At 72.5% G+C, this 18,205-nt stretch carries 3 protein-coding genes; all 3 read left to right on the top strand.

Features of this window, described 5'->3' with window-relative positions; genetic code table 11:
* The coding region (locus K9U40_RS04510) for a non-ribosomal peptide synthetase (protein ID WP_282889020.1) at positions 1–4,310 on the top strand (4,310 nt) is incomplete at its 5' end.
* Complete coding sequence (locus K9U40_RS04505) at positions 4,307–12,154, top strand: type I polyketide synthase (RefSeq protein ID WP_282889019.1); 7,848 nt, start codon at positions 4,307–4,309, stop codon at positions 12,152–12,154. The genes K9U40_RS04510 and K9U40_RS04505, both read left to right, overlap by 4 nt.
* Positions 12,155–12,164: 10 nt before the next feature.
* A complete protein-coding gene (locus K9U40_RS04500) occupies positions 12,165–18,149 on the top strand; it encodes an SDR family NAD(P)-dependent oxidoreductase (RefSeq protein ID WP_282889018.1) in 5,985 nt (1,994 codons plus the stop codon).
* The last annotated feature ends 56 nt before the right edge of the window (positions 18,150–18,205 follow it).

Genomic DNA, 18,205 nt, shown 5'->3' with positions numbered 1-18,205 from the left:
CCGCCGCCCCGCGCACCGAGACCGAGCGGCGCCTTGCGGCCTTGTGGGCCGAGGTGCTGCATCGCGAGGCCGTGGGCATAAACGACGATTTCTTCCGCATCGGCGGGCATTCGCTTCTGGCGACCCTGCTGATGGCGCAGCTGCGCGCCTGCTTCAACGTGGCCCTGCCCCTGCGCGCCTTGTTCGAGGCGCCTACGGTGGCGCGGCTCGCCGCGCGCATCGAGGCCGAGCCGGCGGCGGAGGGCGCTGCGGAGGCCGTCGCCGGCCTGCCGCAGCTGACGCCCGACCCCGCCGCATGGCATGAGCCGTTCCCGCTCACCCCCATCCAGGAAGCCTACTGGATGGGGCGCACCGCTACCTTCGAGCTGGGGCAGGCGGCGACCCAGATCTATCTGGAGCTGGAGCAGGTCGGCTGGGACCTCAAGCGGATCGAGGCGGCCTGGAACCGGCTGGTGAAGCGCCACGACATGCTGCGCGCCGTCATCCTCAGCGAGGCGCGCCAGCAGGTGCTGGCGGACGTGCCGTATTATCCCATCGCCTTCGAGGACATGCGCGGCCGTCCCGCCGGTGAGGTGGAGCGTCATCTTGCGGCGGTGCGCGCGGCCATGAGCGGGCAGACCCTGCCCGCCGACCGCTGGCCCCTGTTCCAGATCCGCGCCACCCTCATGGACGGCGGCAGGGTGCGCCTGCATGTGGGCGTGGATGCCCTGATCGCGGACGCCGCCAGCCTGTTCCTGCTGTTCGACGAATGGCGCCGGAGTTACGAGGCGGACGCGGACACCCGCCCGCCGCTTTCCATCGGCTTCCGCGACTATGTGCTGGCCGAGCGCGACCTGCACCGGGGCGCCCTCTATCAGGCCGCGCGGCGCTACTGGTTCGACCGGCTGGACACCCTGCCGCCGGCGCCGGAATTGCCGGTGGACCGGGCGGCGGCGGCCGCACTGGACAAGCCCCATTTCGTGCGCCGCTCCCGCCGGCTCCCCCCCGCCCTGTGGGCAGCGCTGAAGGAGCGCGCCGCCAAGGCCGGGCTGACGCCCTCGCTGGTGCTGATCGCTGCCTATGCGCAGGCGCTGGGCAATTGGAGCGCAAGCCCGCGCTTCACCTTGAACCTCACCACCTTCAACCGCCTGCCGCTGCACCCCGACGTGACCGGCCTGATGGGCGACTTCACCACCCTCACCTTGCTGGAGGTGGACCACAGCCAGCCGGCCTCGTTCCTGGAGCGGGCGCGGGCGCTGCAGGCCCGGCTGTGGGACGATCTGGAGCACCGCTATATCAGCGGCATCGACGTGCTGCGCGTGCTGGCGCAGCGCCGCCGCAGCGGCGTCTCGGCGCTGATGCCGGTGGTGTTCACCAGCGCCCTCGACATCGACCCCGCCGGCCAGAAGGCCCAGCGCTTCGGCGAGGTGGTGGAGAGCGTGTCGCAGACCCCGCAGGTCTGGCTCGACCATCAGGTGATGGAGTGGAACGGATCGCTGGTGCTCAACTGGGACGCGGTGGAGGCCATCTTCCCGCCGGGCCTGCTGGATGATTTTGCCACGGCCCACGGCGATCTGGTGGAACGCCTCGCCACGTCCGACAGCGCCTGGAGTGAAGCGCAGGGCAGCCTTGCCCCCGCCGCCCAGATCGCCCGCCGCGCCGCAATCAACCGGACCCATGAGGATTTCCCGCCGCACCGGCTGGAAGACGCCTTCCGCGCCCACGCCGCCGCTCATCCCGAAGCCGTGGCCATCCTCACCAGCCGCCGCGCCGTGACCTATGGCGAATTGCACCGGCGCGCAGTGGAGATCGCCGGCCTGCTGCGGGCGCGGGGCAACGGGCCGGGCAGCCTCGTCGCGGTGGTGATGCGCAAGGACTGGGAGCAGGTGGCCGCCGTGCTCGGCATCCTCATGGCGGGGGCCGCCTACCTGCCGGTGGATCCCGACCTGCCGAGCGAGCGCCGGGCGTATCTCTTGAACCATTGCGATGTCACCACCGCCCTCTCCCAGTCCGCCGTGGATGGGGCGCTGGACTGGCCCGACGGCATCGCGCGCATCGCCGTGGACCTGCTGGAGGGAACGGGCGGCGAGAGTGCCGATCCCGGTCCGCTCGGCCTCGACGACCTCGCTTATGTGCTCTTCACCTCGGGCTCCACCGGGGTGCCGAAGGGGGTGATGATCCGCCAGCGGGCCATCGCCAATTCCATCGCCGACTTCACCCGCCGCTACGGCTTCACGCCCCACGACCGCACACTCGGCCTCTCGGCGCTGGGCTTCGATCTCTCGGTGTTCGACATGTTCTGCCCGCTCTCCGCCGGGGGCGCCATCGTGCTGCCGGACGCCGACCGGCTGCGCGATCCCGGGCACTGGGCGGATATCGCCCGCCGCCACAACGTAACCGTGTGGCAGTCGGTGCCGGTGCTGATGCAGATGATGGTGGAGGCGCTGGAGCCGCGCCGCGACCTGTGGCCCGCGTCCCTGCGCTGCGTGGTCATGAGCGGCGACTGGATCCCGGTGTCCCTGCCGGACCGCATCCGCGCCTTCGACCCCGCCATCGCGCTCCACGGCCAGGGCGGGGCGACGGAAACCTCCATCAATGCGGTGGTCTATCCCATCGGCGCGGTGGACCCGGCGTGGCGCTCCATTCCCTACGGCAAGCCGTTCGCCAACCAGACTGCCCATATCCTGAACGCCCTCATGGAGCCCGCCCCGGACTATGTGCCAGGCGAGCTTTACATCGGCGGCACCGGCCTTGCGGACGGCTATTGGAAGGACGAGGAGAAGACGCGCGCCGCCTTCATCCGCCATCCCCGCACCGGCGAGCGGCTCTACCGCACCGGCGATTACGGGCGTTTCCTCCCGGACGGGAACATCGAGTTCCTCGGCCGGCGCGACACCCAGATCAAGGTGAACGGCCACCGCATCGAGCTGGGCGAGATCGAGGCCGTTCTGGCGCAGCATCCGAGCGTGGAGCACGCGGTGGCGGCGGCGCCGGCGGATGGGCTCGGCCATCGCCGGCTGGTGGCCTATGTGGTGCTCAAGCCGCAGGCCGAGGCGGAGGAGGAACCGGGCGGGGACCTGAGCACGGACAACGTGCTTGCCGACCCCATCGCGCGGGTCGCCTTCAAGCTCGACCGCCATGGCCTGCGCCCGGCGGGGCCCGACGCGGAAACCGTTCCGCTACCCGGTGGCAGCTTCGATGCCGCGCGCCGCGCGGCGTGGCTGGCACGCCAGAGCTTCCGCCATTTCGAGGGCGAGGACGTCACCATGGAGCGCCTCGGCGCGCTGCTGGGGGCGTTGCAGGAACTGCCCATGGAGGGCGCGCCGCTGCCCAAGTTCCGCTATCCCTCGGCCGGCAGCCTCTATCCGGTGCAGGCCTATGTGGTGGCGAAGGAAGGCCGCGTCGCCGGCCTTGCGGGCGGGGCCTATTATTACGACCCGAGCCGCCATCGCCTCGTCGCGGTGGGGCCGGGTGCGCAGATGACCGGGCTCTATCCCGGCCCCAACCGGCCTTTGGTGGAGGCCTCGGCCTTCTCCCTCGTGCTGGTGGGGCGGCGGGCGGCGGTGGAGCCTCTCTACGGCCCGCTGTGGCGCGACTTCTGCCTGCTGGAAGCCGGCTATATGGGTCAGCTGCTCTCCGCCGCCGCGCCGGAGCACAAGCTCGGCCTGTGCCCGCTGGGCTTCCTCGCGGAAGGGCCGGCGCGGGCCCTGCTCGGGCTCGATGACGCGGACGTGGTGTTGCACAGCTTCGCCGGCGGCGGCATCAGCGCGGCCCAGCTGGAAAGCTGGTCTCCCGAGGAGGTGCCGCAGCAGGCGAGCCCCGTGGACGCGCTGCGCACCTACCTGCGCCGCAAATTGCCCGACTACATGCTGCCGTCGAGCATCATCCTGCTCGATGCCCTGCCCTTGAGCGCCAACGGCAAGGTGGACCGCGACGCTCTCCCATCCCCCGATGCCGTCCTGCCCGTGGCGGATGCGGGCGCAGCTCCCTCCACCGACGTGGAGAAGACCATCGCGCAGGTGGTGGAGGCGGTGCTGCAGCTGCCGGCGCTGGGGCTCGACAGCAACTTCTTCGACCTCGGCGCCAATTCGGTGCATCTGGTGCAGATCCACCGCCGGCTGCAGGAGCAGCTGGAGCGCACCTTCCCGCTGGTGGACCTGTTCCAGAACCCCTCCATCCGCCGCCTCGCCCTGTTCCTCGACGGCGGCGCGGCGGAGCTTGAGACCGACCACATCGTCGCGCGCGTCGAACGCGCGAAGCAGGACCGCGCGAGACGGCTCGCCCGTCGGCGCGGCGCCGACACATCGACAGAAGCGGAAGCGGCATCATGAGCAACGCGGCCCTCAACGCGCCCGTAGATGCGTCCTCGGACGGCATCGCCATCATCGGCATGAGCGGGCGGTTTCCCGGCAGCGGCGACATCGCCGCCTTCTGGCGCGCGCTGGTGGAGGGCCGCGAGTGCATCACCCGCTTCACCGATGAGGAGCTTCTGGAGGCGGGCATTCCCGCCGCCGTGCTGCGCCAGCCCAATTATGTGAAGGCCGGCTCCTATCTCGACGCCATCGACCTGTTCGACGCCGCCTTCTTCGGCATCAGCCCCCGCGAGGCGGAGCTGATGGACCCGCAGCAGCGCCTGTTCCTGGAGCATGCGTGGCTGGCGCTGGAAGACGCCGGCATCGTGCCCGAGCGCTTTGCCGGCGAGATCGCGGTGTTCGGCGGCGCCAGCTTCTCCACCTACGGCCTGCTGCACCTGCGCGCCGAGATCGGCTCGGTGGGCAGCCTTGAGACCGTGCTGGGCAACGACAAGGATTATCTCGCCACCCGCGTCTCCTACAAGCTGGGCCTGAGGGGCCCGAGCGTGAGCGTGCAGACCGCCTGCTCCACCTCGCTCACCGCCGTCGCCATGGCCTGCGACAGTCTCTTGAATTTGCAGGCGGATGTGGCGCTGGCGGGCGGGGTCACGGTGAAGCTGCCGCTGAAAAGCGGCTACCTGTTCGAGGACGGCAGCATCCTGTCGCCGGACGGCCACTGCCGGGCGTTCGACGCCAAGGCGCGGGGCACCATCTTCGGCAGCGGCGTGGGCGTGGTGGCGCTGAAGCGGCTGGAGGATGCGGTGGCCGATGGCGATCCGATCCACGCGGTGATCCGCGGCTGGGGCGTCAACAATGACGGCGACCACAAGGTGGGCTTCTCCGCCCCCAGCGTGGACGGGCAGGCCCGCGTCATCGCCACCGCGCTGGCGCAGGCGGGCGTTTCGCCCGATACCATCTCCTATGTGGAGGCCCACGGCACCGGCACGCCTCTGGGCGATCCCATAGAGGTGCGGGCGCTCACCCGTGCCTATGGCTCGGGGGCGCGGCGCGCGGACAAGTGCGGCATCGGCTCGGTGAAGACCAATGTGGGCCATCTGGAATCGGCGGCGGGCATCACCGGCCTCATCAAGGCGGCGCTGGCGGTGAAGCACGGCGTGATCCCGCCGAGCCTGAATTTCGAGACGCCCAATCCCGAGATCGACTTTCCCGCCACCCCGTTCCGGGTGGTGGATGCCCTGACGCCATGGCCGGTGGAAAGCCATCCCCGCCGCGCCGGGGTGAATTCCTTCGGCATGGGCGGCACCAATGTGCACATGGTGCTGGAGCAGGCTCCCGCCGTGCCAACGGTGGTGCCGCAGGTGGAGCGGCCCGAGCATCTCCTCGTCCTCTCCGCCCGCAGCGTTTCCGCCCTGCGCGATCTGGCGCGGTCCTATGCCGGGGCCGTGGCGGAGGCGGGCGCCGGGCCATTGGGCGATATCGCCTTCACCGCCGCCACCGCCCGGCGGCATTTCCCGCATCGGCTGGCGGTGACGGCGCGCGCGGCGGAGGATCTGGCCGCGCAACTCGCCGCCTTCGCCGATGGCACCTCCAGGGAGGGGTCGGGCGAGGCGGCGGGCGCGGCGCCCGAGGTCGCCTTCCTGTTCTCCGGCCAGGGCTCGCAATATGCCGGCATGGGCCGCGCGCTCTACGAGGCCTCGCCGCGCTTCCGCCGCACGCTGGATCGGTGCGACGCCATCCTCCGCCCGCACATGGACCGGCCGCTGCTCAGCGTGCTGTTTCCCGCAGCCGGCGACGAAGGGCTGATCGACGAGACCATCTACACCCAGCCGGCTTTGTTCAGCCTTGGCTATGCGCTGGGGGACCTGTGGCGTTCATGGGGCGTGAAGCCCTCGGTGATGCTGGGCCACAGCGTCGGCGAATATGCCGCCGCGACGCTTGCCGGCGTGTTCACGCTGGAGGAGGGCCTGAAGCTCATCGCCGCCCGTGGCCGCCTCATGCAGGCGCTGCCCCGCGATGGGGTGATGATGACCCTTTTCGCCGCCGAGGCCGAGGTGGCGGCGGTGGTGGCGCCCTATGCCGCCGATGTCTCCATCGCCGCCGTCAACGCCCCGCGCAGCACGGTGATTTCCGGCCGCCGGGCGGCGGTGGAGGCCATCGCCGCCGGCTTCGAGGCGAAGGGCGTGAAGGCGCGGGCGCTCACCACGTCCCACGCGTTTCACTCGCCTTTGATGCAGCCCATGATGGCGGCGTTCCGCGCGCTGGCGGAGAGCGTGGCCTATGGCGCGCCGGACATCCCCATCCTCTCCAACCTCACCGGCCGGCTGGAGACCACGGCGCTGGCGAGCGCCGACTATTGGTGCCGCCACGTGCTGGCGCCGGTGCGCTTCCTCGACGGCATCAGCGCCGCCGCTGCGCGGGGCATAAGCCTGTTCGTGGAGATCGGGCCGCGCCCCGTTCTGTGTGCGCTGGGCCGCGAGACGCTGGATGGGGCGCCGGATGCCGACGGGCGGCAGTGGCTGGCGAGCCTGCGCCGGCCCGGCACCGACTGGCGCACCATGCTCGACAGCCTCGGCCGGCTCCATGTGGCCGGCGTGGAGATCGACTGGGCCGGCTTCGACGCGGACTATGCGCGGCGCCGGGTGTGGCTGCCGGGCTATGCCTTCCAGCGCCGCAGCTTCTGGGCGGAGCCCCGCGTCGGAGGGTCTGCCGGCGGCAAGGTGCGCGGCGTCGCCACCGGCGCCGACCATCCGCTGCTGGGCCAGCGGCTGCGGCAGGCCGGCACCCGGGAGGTGCGGTTCGAGGCGGCGCTGAACGCCACCGATCCCGCCTTTCTCACCGACCATCGGGTGTTCGATGCGGTGGTGCTGCCGGCCACCGGCTATCTGGAGATGGCGCTGGCCGGTGGCGCCCACCTGTTCGCCACCGACGAGCTGACGCTGGAGGACATTGCCTTCAAGCAGGTGATGACCCTGCCGGACGCGGGCGAGCGCATCGTGCAGGCGGTGTTCGTGCCCGCTGCTGCAAAGGCCTATGCCTTCGAGATCTTCAGCGGCGATGCGGCGGGGGAAGAGTGGACGCTCCATTGTTCCGGCACCGTGAAGCCGGCGGCGGACGACGCCGACCTGCCCGCCGACGACGAGACGCTGGACGCCGCCCGCCGCCGCTGCGACGCGCCGGTGCCGGTGGCGTCGGTCTATGAAAACTACCTCAAGCGCGGGCTGGCCTACGGCCCCGCCTTCCGCGGCATCGCCGACCTCGCCGCCGGGGAAGGCGAGACGCTGGCCCATATCGTGCTCCCCGATGCGGCGCGGGACGGGAGCGACACCTATCGCCTGCATCCGGCGTTGATGGACGCCTGCTTCCAGGCGCTGGGCGCCGCGTTCGGCGCCATGGACGATCGCGACACCTATCTGCCGGTCAGCCTCGACCGCCTCACGGTGCGCGGCCGCGTGCCGGGCGACATCTTCAGCCATTCCCGCCTGCATGGCGCGGAAGGGGAAGGCGCGGGCGTGGCGGACCACGTCTCCACGCTGCGCCTGTTCGATGCGCATGGCGCGATGGCGGCGGAGGCGGTGGGCCTGAAATCGCGCCGCGTCACCCGCGACGTGGTGCTGCCGCAGGAGGCCGGCGCCATCGACACCTGGCTCTACGACCTCGCCTGGGAGCCGGCCGAAACGCCCTCCGCCGTCGCGGGACCGGGGGCGGGGCCGTGGCTCCTCGTGGGCGGCGACGGGCTCGCGGGCGCCATCGCCGCGCGGCTGGAGGCGTTGGGCTGGTCCGCGCTGCTCCTGCCTGGCGATGAGGTCACCCGCCTGCCGGACCTCCTCGCCGAGGGCGCCCTCGCCGGCCTTGTGGACTTGAGGGCGCTGGACCTGAGGGCGCTGGACCTGCGGGCCCTGGATCTGGGCGCGCCGGACACGGGCGAGGCCGGCGTCGCCGATGCGGCGGAGCGCGCCGGCGCGGACCTTCTGGGCCTCGTCCAGGCCATGATCGCCGCCGGCCGCACCCGCGACCTTGCGCTGTTCGTGCTCACCCGCGGCGCCCAGGGCGGCGTTGTGCCGGCCGAGGCGCCGGCCGAAGAGGGACTTGCCGCCGCCCCGCTCTGGGGCCTGGTGCGCACCGTGTGGCACGAATATCCGGACCTGCCTGCAACCGTCCTCGACCTTGGCCCCGAAGCTGCGGCGGACGAGGCCGCACAGATCGCCGCCGAACTCACCGGCTCAGATGGCGAGCAGCAGGTGGCCTATCGCGCCGGCACCCGCTTCGTGGCGCGGCTGAAGCGCCATGACAGCACGGCGGCGCGGAGCCGGCTGGACATCCCCGACACCCCCTATCGCATCGACCGGACGCCCGAGGGCGGCCTCGACCGGCTCCTGGTGGTGCCCCATGCCCGCCGCCGTCCGCAGGCGGGGGAGGTGGAGCTGGAAGTCCTGGGCATGGGCCTCAACTTCCGCGACGTGCTCAACGCCATGGGCCTTTATCCCGGCGAGGCCGGCCCGTTCGGCGGCGAATGCTCCGGGCGGGTGCTGCGGGTGGGGCCGGGGGTCACCGGCCTTGCGCCGGGCGACGAGGTGGTCGCCATGCATTTCGGCACCTTCGCCAGCCACGTCACCTTGCCGGCGGCGGTGGTCTTCAAGGTGCCGCAGGGCATGGGGGTGGTGGAGGCGGCGGGCCTGCCCATCGTCTATCTCACCACCTGGTATGGGCTTCACCACCTCGCCCGCATCAAGGCGGGGGACAGGGTGCTGATCCATTCCGCCTCGGGGGGCGTGGGCATCGCCGCCATCCGCATCGCCCAGATGGTGGGCGCCGAGATCTTCGCCACCGCCAGCCCCCACAAGCACGATTTCCTGCGCTCGCTCGGCGTCACCCACATCATGAACTCGCGCGACACCGCCTTCGCCGACGAGATCATGCGGCTGACCGGCGGGCGCGGCGTCGACATCGTGCTCAACAGCCTGGGGGGCGAAGCCATCCCCGCCAGCCTCTCGGTGGTGACGCCGGGCGGGCATTTCGTGGAGATCGGCAAGCGCGACATCTGGAGCGTGGACGAGGCCCGCGCGGCGCGGGGCGACATCGCCTATTCCATCGTCAATTTCGACATCACCGCCGTGGAGGAGCCCGAGCTGGTGCGCTCCCTGCTCGCCGAGGCGCTGGAGCTCATGTCGAGCGGCGCGCTGGGCCGGCCCGTCACCACCGTCTACGGGGTGGAGGACGCGCTCGACGCCATGGCATCCATGCAGAAGGCGCGGCACATCGGCAAGCTGGTGCTGGCCACCCCCGCCGCCGGCGCGCGGCGGGGCGATTTCGCCGCCGACGCCACCTATCTCGTCACCGGCGCCTTCGGCGGCATCGGCCGGCTGGTGGCGGGCTGGATGGTGGAGCGCGGCGCCCGCAGTCTTGCCCTGGTGGGCCGCCGCCCGCCGGACCGGGAGGCCGAGGCCGCCATCGCGGCGCTGCGCGCCGCCGGCGCGCGGGTGGAGGTGTTCGCCGCCGACGTGGGGGACGAGGCCGCGCTGGCTCGCGTGCTCGCCGCCGTGGATGCCGGCATGCCGGCGCTGCGCGGCGTCATCCATGCCGCCGGGGTGCTGGATGACGGCGTTCTCACCGCGCTCGATCCGGCGCGGCTTTCAAGCGTGTTCGCCGCCAAGGTGCGCGGCGCCTACGCTTTGCACCGGGCCACGGCGCACCGGCCGCTGGACCTGTTCGTGCTGTTCTCCTCGCTCGGCTCGGTGCTGGGCGCGCCGGGGCAGGCCAATTACGCTGCCGCAAACGCCTTCCTCGACCGGCTGGCCCACGCCCGCCGCGCCAAGGGCCTGCCGGCCCTTGCCATCAACTGGGGCGGCTGGCAGGACACCGGCATGACCGCCGGCGGGGCGGTGGCCGCGAACCTTGCTTATGGCGGCAGCATTCCGCCGGCGAAGGGGCTCTCCCTTCTCGGCCAACTGCTGCGGGAGGGCGCCGCCGAGGTGGGCGTCGCCCCGTTCGACTGGCGGCTCTATTTCGAGGGCCTGCCGCGCCGCCTCTCGGTGCTCGCCCATGTGGAGCGGGAGCTTGAGCAGGCGGCCGCCGCCGCCGAGACCTTCGCCGCTTTGCGCACCGCCCTGCGCAGCGCCGATGCCGCCCGCCGCGACGGCCTGCTCCTGGATTACCTGCGCGGCGTCGTCGGCCGCCTGCTGCGGCTGGAGGGCGGGGAGGTGCTCTCCGAGACCCAGCCGCTGCAGGAGCTGGGGCTGGATTCCCTCGTCAGCATCCAGCTGCGCAACCGCATCCGCACCGAGCTGGAGATCGACCTGCCGGTGGCGGAGATGATGGAGGCCGGCAGCCTCGCCCAGCTGGTGGCGGTGGCCGCCGGCAAGATCGCGCCGGCATCGGGGGAAGGCGCGGCGCCAACCGCCGGCATCGTGCCGCTTCGCCTTGCCGAGGCGCCGCTGTCGTTCGCGCAGCAGCGCCTGTGGTTCCTGTCGCGGCTCGATCCGGGGTCGGCGTTCTACACGGTCACCTTCTCCCTGTTCCTGGAAGGCCCGTTCGAGCCCGACGCCTTCGCCCGCGCTGTGGCGGAAATCGTCCGCCGGCACGGCGCGCTGCGCACCCGCTTCCCGGTGGTGGACGGCGAGCCGGTGCAGCGCATCTGCGATGATCTTCCGCTGCCGCTGGAGTGGGTGGACCTTTCCGGCCTGCCCGAGGCGGAGCGCACGCGCGAGATGGCGCGGTGGGTGGACGGCGAATCCCGCCGCACCTTCGACCTCGCCGAAGGGCCGCTGTTCAAGCTCACGGTGCTGAAGCTGGGCGCCGAGCTGCAGCGGGCCATCGTCGCCATCCACCATATCGTCACGGACGGCTGGTCGGCGGTGGTGTTCATCCAGGAGCTGGGGGCGCTCTACCGCGCCTTTTCCCGGGGCGAGGCCTCGCCGCTGCCGGAGCTGCCGGTGCAATACACCGACTTTGCCGTGTGGCAGCGGGACTGGCTCGGCGGGCCGCGCCTCGCGGCGGACCTCGACTATTGGCGCGGGCAGCTCGCGGCGCCTTTGCCGGTGCTGGACCTGCCCACCGACCGGCCGCGCACCGGCGCCGTCATGCACCGGGGCGGCGCCTTCACCGTGATGCTGCCGAAGGAGCTGGCGGACGGCCTGAAGGCGCTCGGCCGCAGCGCCGGGGCGGGCCTGTTCGCCACCCTTCTGGCCGGCTTCCGCATCCTGCTGCATCGCCTCACCGAGGCGCAGGATATCGTCGTCGGCTCGCTGGTGGCCAATCGCGACCGGCCGGAGATCGAGGGCCTCATCGGCTTCTTCGCCAACATGGTGGTGTTCCGCGGCGATCTTTCCGGTGACCCCACCGTGCGCGCGGCCCTCGCCCGCGAGGCGGAGACGGTGCGCGGCGGCCTCGCCCATCAGGAGGTGCCGTTCGAGAAGCTGGTGGAGGAGCTGAAGCCCGAGCGCCAGAGCGGCCGTAATCCCCTCTGCGACGTGATCCTCGTGCTCCAGCGCGGCGTGCCGAAGCCCGATCTCGACGCGCGGGACCTCAAGATCGGACCGGTCTGGGACCTCGACAATGGCACCGTGCGCTTTGATCTCGAGGTGCATGTCTGGGAGACCGACCAGGGCCTCTCCACCTCCTTCATCTACAATGCCGACCTGTTCGACGCCGCCAGCATCGCGCAACTGGAGCGCCAGTTCGCGGCGGTGCTCGCGGCCATGGTGGAAGCCCCCGACCTGCCGGTGTCGCAGCTGCCCCTCGCCGCCGCGCCCGACGGCCCCGATGCGCTGGCGCTGACGCTCCAGCAGATCGAGAACCTCAGCGATGCCGAGGTGGATGCCCTGCTGCGCGAGATGATGGACGAGGGCGTCGACAACGCACCATGAGACAGGCGTCATGAGCATCGCCCGGGACGATGGCCCCGCCGGGGCCGGCACCGGCCTTTCCGCCGCCCAGAAGCGTGCCTTGCTGGCGCGGCTGATGGCGGAAGGGAAAGGGCGTGCCGTCGCCCCGGCCGAGGGCTTCGTGGCCCTGTTCGAGCGTCAGGTCGGGTTGACGCCGGACGCCCCGGCGGTGTCCGATGGCCGGGCTGGGCTCACCTATGGCGAGCTGGACGCCCGCGCGGCGCAGTGGGCGCAGGCCCTGCGCGCGCGGGGGGCGAGGCCGGGCGACGCGGTGGGACTTGCCCTTGCGCGCGGGCCTGATCTGATCGCCGGTGTCATCGCCATCCTGAAAGCCGGCTGCGCGGTCCTGCCGCTGGAGCCGGATGATGCGCCGGCGCGGCTTGCGCGGTTGCGGACATCGGCGGGGTTCGTGCTGGCGGAAGAAGGCGTCGCGAACCGGGGCAGCGTGGCGGAAGCTCCCGCCGACCCATCCGCCTTCGCCCTGATCGCGCCGGAGCGGGCGCTCCTCGCGGTGTCGGAGCGGGCGGTGGCGGAGCGGCTGGCGTGGCTGCGGGGGGCCTTCCGGCTCGGGGCTGGCGATGTCAGCCTGTTCGCCGCATCGCTCCACGACATATCGGCCGTCGCCGGCCTGTTCTGGCCGCTGACGGTGGGGGCCAAGGTGGCGCTGGCGCCGCTGGAGGGCGAGCCGGCCGCGCTTGCGCGCACCTCGGGGGCGTCGGTCGCGCTGCTGTCGGCCGCCGCCCTGCCGCAGCTGGACGAAGGCGTGCTGCGGCTGGTATTCCTCGATCGCGATCCGCCCCCCGGTATCGCCGGCCCGGCGGGGGCTGATGTCTTCACCCTGTGGCAGGTCGCCGAAGCCGGCGGGCCGGTGCTGGCACAGCCGGTGGGCGCGGGCGCGCCGCTGCTGGGTGCAACCCTGCGCATCCTCGATCGCCATGGCGCGCCGGTGCCGCTGGGCGGTGTGGGCAGCCTCGTGGTGATCCCCGCGCCGGGACTGCCGGAGGTGGCGCCGGGCGTGCGGGCGCGGCAGCGCGCCGATGGCCGTTTCGAGCGCCGCCCCGACGGCGGGCGTCGCGTAGACGCGGGCGGCCTGCGCTTCAGCCTCGCCGCCATCGAGGCGGAGCTACGCGGCGAGGCCGGCATCGCCGAGTGTCGGGTTCTGGCGCGCGCGGATACGGCGGGCGCAACCCGCCTTGTCGCCTACGTCGTGCCGCAGGGCCATGCGACGCCGGAGGCGTGGGGGCGCCATGCCGAAAGCGTTCTGCCCCTCTGGCAGCGGCCGGCGGCGTGGGTTGCGATGGCGGCCCTGCCGCTCACCGAGGCCGGGGCGGTGGATGACGCGGCGCTGGCCCGCCTGCCGGTGCCCGATGCTTTCGCCGCCGCCCTGTGGCGCCAGCGGCTGGAGCGCATGGACGGTGTCGCGGAATCCGCCGTGGTGGCGCAGGCGCTGGCGCCGGAGGCGGCCTCCGTCACGCTGCGGGCGGTGGCGCCGCTCTCGCCCGCCGCAATCGTCGCGCCGGAGCCGCCCACCCCCGAAGGCCCTTGGATGCTAGGCCCTTGGGCGCTAGGCCCTTGGGCGCTGGCGGATGGCGGCCCGCTGGACCTGCCCGACGACGCCCCCCGCACCCTGACCGACGCCCTGCTGCGCACCGCCGAACGGGCCGGCGACAAGGGCATCCTCTTCCATGGCGCGGGACCCGTCCGGCGGCTGGATTATGCGGCGCTGCTCGATGAGGCGCGGCGCATCGCAGGCGGGCTCAAGGCGGCGGGGCTGAAGCCCGGCGACACCGCCATCCTGCAGGTGCCGGACTTGCGGGCGCATCTTCCCACATTCTGGGGCTGCGTGCTGGCCGGGGTGCAGCCGGTGACGGTGGCCGTGAGCGCCACCTTCGCGGAGCACACCGCGCTGGTGGGCAAGCTCGTCAACGCCTGGGAGCTGCTGGGTCGCCCGGTGGTGCTGGCGCCGGCCGCGCTCGCCGAACCGCTCGCGGGGCTGGCGCGCTTCGCCGAAGCCGCGCCCCGTGTGCTGGCGCTGGAACAGCTCTCAGGCCACGCGCCGCTCCATGTGCTGCATGCGGCGGCGGAGGACGTGCTGTTCCTCCAGCTCAGCTCCGGCAGCACCGGCACGCCGAAATGCATCCAGATCACCCATGGCGGGGTGGTGGCGCACATCCATGCGACGGTGCGCGTCAACGGCTACGGCGCCGCCGACGTGGCGCTGAACTGGCTGCCCTTGGACCATGTGGTACCCATGCTCACCTGGCATCTGCGCGACGTCTATCTGGGCATGACCCAGATCGAGGTTGAGACCGCGGCGGTGCTGGCCGATCCCCTGCTCTGGCTCGATTTGATGGAGCGCCATGGGGTCACCCGCAGCTGGTCGCCCAATTTCGGCTTCAAGCTGGTGTCCGATGCCGTGCGGCAGGCGCCGGAGCGGACATGGGCGCTCGGCCATGTCAGGACCCTCATGAATGCGGGGGAGCAGGCGACGGCGCCGGTGATCGCCGAATTCCTCGCCCTCACGGCGCCCTTCGGCCTCCGCCCCGAGGCGATGCAGCCGGCCTTCGGCATGGCCGAGGCCTGCACCTGCATGACCTACGAGACCGGCTTTGATCCCGCCCGCTCGGTGCACTGGATCGACAAGGCCTCCCTCGGCGGCCGGCTGCGGCCGGTGGCGGCGGCCGCGCCCGAGGCGGTGAGCTTCGTCAGGCTCGGCCCGCCGGTGCCCGGTGTGGCCATCCGCATCGTGGATGGGGCGGGCGCGCTGGTGCCGGAGGGCGTCGTCGGGCGGTTCCAGATCAAGGGCGGCGTGATCACGCCGGGCTATCTGCGCAACGAGGCCGCCAATGCCGAGGCCTTCGTGGGCGACGGCTGGTTCAACAGCGGCGATCTCGGCTTCATCCGCGACGGCAACCTGACCATGACCGGCCGCGAGAAAGAGCTGATCATCGTCAACGGCGCCAATTTCTACTGCCACGAGATCGAGGATCTCGTGAACGGCGTTCCCGGCGTCCAGCCCACTTTTGCTGCCGCCTGCGCGGTGCCGGACGCGGCCACGGGCAGCGAGGCGCTGGCCCTGTTCTTCTCGCCCCGCCCGGAGGCGGACGCGGCGGCGGTGGCCGATGCCATCCGCGCGGCGGTGACGGGCCGGCTCGGCATCGCGCCGGCCCATGTGAGCGTGATCCCCCGGCCGGACTTCCCCAAGACCACCAGCGGCAAGATCCAGCGCATGCAACTGCGCGCCGGCCTCATGGCGCAACTGGCGCAGGGCGCCGGCGCCCGCACCGTGCCGGCGTGGTTCCATGCGGAAACCTGGGTGCGTCGCGATCTCGACGCGGACCCCGTGCCGCCGCACGGCGTGGTGTTTCTGGGCGGTCCGGCCGAGGCCGCCGCCGCGCTGGCGCAGGCGCTGGAGCGGGAAGGAGTGCCGGTGGTGCCGGCGGGGGCCGATGTGGATGGGGGCCTTCAGGCGGCTTTGAACGGTGCCGCGCCCGGTGCGCGGGCGGACGTGGTGGTCGATCTGCGCCCGCTTGCACCTGTTCCCGCCGGCGAGACGCTGGATGCGTTCCGGGCGCGGGCCGGCTCGGAGCTGGCGACCGCCCTCGCCCTGCTCCGGCAGATGGGGCGCGGACGGGAGGCGTCGCCCGCCGCGCTCGTCGTGGTGACGCGGGGCGGGGCCGGGAGCGGGGAGAGGATCGACCCGGCCCGTGCCGCCCTGCGCGGCCTGCTGCGCACCGCCGCGCAGGAGATGCCCGGCCTCGCCTGCCGGCAAGTTGATATCAGCGGGCTGGATGACGCCCCCATCCCCGACCTGATGGCACGGCTGGCCCGCGAGATCCGCGCGCCGGATGGCGAGGCCGAAGTGGCGCTGCGGCCCGCCGGCCGCTTCGTGCCCCGGCTGGAGCCGGTGGACCCCGGCCAGGCGCCCCGCGAGCCCGCGCTCCGGCTGAAGACCGGCGGGCGTTATCTCGTCACCGGGGGCAATGGCGGCATCGGCCGCGTGCTGGCGAAGCATCTGGCGGCCCGCTGCCGGGCGAAGCTCCTCGTCGTCGGGCGTGCTGCTGCGGGCGACGTGCCGGATGGGCCGGACCTGCTCCATCGCGCCGTGGATGTCACCGACGCCGTCGCGCTGGAAGAAGCCATCCGCGCCGCGGAAGACCGTTTCGGCGGCCCCCTCGACGGCGCCTTCCACCTTGCCGGTGTCGCCCCGGCCCGGATGCTGGCGGACGAGACGCCGGAAGGGCTGGCGGCGGCCTTCGCGCCGAAGGCGGTGGGGGCCAGGGTGGTGATCGAGGCCATGGCGCGGCGGCCCGGCGGGTTCGTCGTGCTGTGGTCGTCGGTGAATGCCATCTTCGGTGGCGCCGAGGCGGGGGCCTATGCCGCCGCCAATGCCACGCTGGCGGGGATGGAGGCGGAGGGCAGGGCGGGCGAGGAGACACGCGTGCTCTGCCTCCACTGGAGCCGCTGGGCGGACCTCGGTATGAGCGCCCCGGCGGGCGCCGACGGGGCGGCGGAATTTGCCGCCGCGCGCGGCTTCCGCACCCTGCCGGTGGAAGATGCCCTCGCCAGCCTCGACGCGGCGCTGGCGCTGGGCGCATCGCCTTTGTCCATCGGCCTCGACGGCGCCTCGCCTTTTGTCCGGGCGCGGGTGCGCCAGCCGGCGCGTCCGCTCCATGGACTGGCCGGCTTCGTGGTGCCGCGGCCCGGCGCCGCGCCGGCCGTGTCCGCCCACGACGAGGTGCGCGACCGCTTCGGCACACCGGTCCCGTGCCCGCTGCGCGTCCTTGATGCCCTGCCCCGGTCGGCGGACGGCGCCTTCGACACCGCCGCCCTGTCGCGCCATGACGGCGCGGCGCTGGCCGTCACGGGCGGGCAGGATGAGGTGGAGGCGCAGCTGGCCGCCATCTGGCGCGCGCTGCTGAAGCGCCCCGCCATCGCCCCGGACGACAATTTCTTCACCTGCGGCGGGCATTCCCTGGTGGCGGCCGGCCTCGTCCACCGGGTGCGCGAGGCGTTCGGGGTGGACCTGCCCCTGCGCATCCTGTTCGAGGCCCCGACCCTGCGCGCCATGGCCCGCTGGATCGGCGCCCACGCCCCCGCCGAGGCGGACCGCAGGCCGCCCTCCGGCTGCCTCGTGCCGGTGCAGCCGGAGGGCGCGCGGCCGCCTTTGTTCTGCGTCCATCCCGCCGGCGGCAGCCCGTGGTGCTACCTGTTCCTCGCCGATCACCTCGGCCGCGACCAGCCGCTCTACGGCTTCCAGGCGCCGGGGCTGATCGACGACACGCCGCCCTTGTCGAGCGTGGAGGAGATGGCGCGCCTCTATGTGGAGGCCATGCGGGTGCGCCAGCCCCAGGGGCCCTACCGCGTTGCCGCCTGGTCCTCCGGCGGGCCGGTGGCGTTCGAGATGGCGCGGCTCTTGGAGGCGAGCGGCGAGCGCGTGGCGACGCTGGCCTTCTTCGACTGCGCGGTGATGGAGGCCGAGAATTTCGTGCGCTCGCGCGATCCCCTGCGCCATGTGAAGGCGCTGTGGCGCATGGGCACCTTCCTGACCCAGGTGCGCCTGCCGCGCTCCTATGGCGACCTCGCCGCTTTGGCGCGCCTCATCGGGCTCAGCCTGCCGGCATCCTTCCGCGATGTGAGGCTCGATCGCGCCTTCTGGGCGGGGGTCGGCCGCTCCCTGCGCATCTTCAACCTCAACACGACGATGGGATACCGCTATTGTCCTTCCGGCATCGCCGGGGGCGCGGTGCTGTTCCGCGCGGGCTCCTCGCGCGGGGCGGACGACCCGCTGGACGCGGAGTTGCGCGCCCATGTGGGCGGCGGTGTGGTGCGCGTGGATCTGGCGGGCAACCACATGTCGATCCTTCTCGATCCCGAGGGGGCGGCGGCTCTCGCCGCCCGCCTGAAGCCGTTTCTCGATGGCGAGGCCGGCGCGCCTTCACCGCAGGCGGACCGCGTACCGCGTTCTTCATCTTGAGGTTTGAAGTCGGGCGATCCTCGCCCGGGTGCTGGAGGTTCACCCCCATGCCTAGA

The organism is Xanthobacter autotrophicus (assembly GCF_030015065.1).
Classification (GTDB): Bacteria; Pseudomonadota; Alphaproteobacteria; order Rhizobiales; family Xanthobacteraceae; genus Xanthobacter; species Xanthobacter autotrophicus_D.
This window is presented reverse-complemented; position numbering and strand designations above follow the sequence as displayed.

Excerpts from the sequence above, each read along its gene's own strand:
- K9U40_RS04505 (WP_282889019.1), top strand. The coding sequence starts at position 4,307 with ATGAGCAACGCGGCCCTCAACGCGCCCGTAGATGCGTCCTCGGACGGC.
- K9U40_RS04500 (WP_282889018.1), top strand. The coding sequence starts at position 12,165 with ATGAGCATCGCCCGGGACGATGGCCCCGCCGGGGCCGGCACCGGCCTT.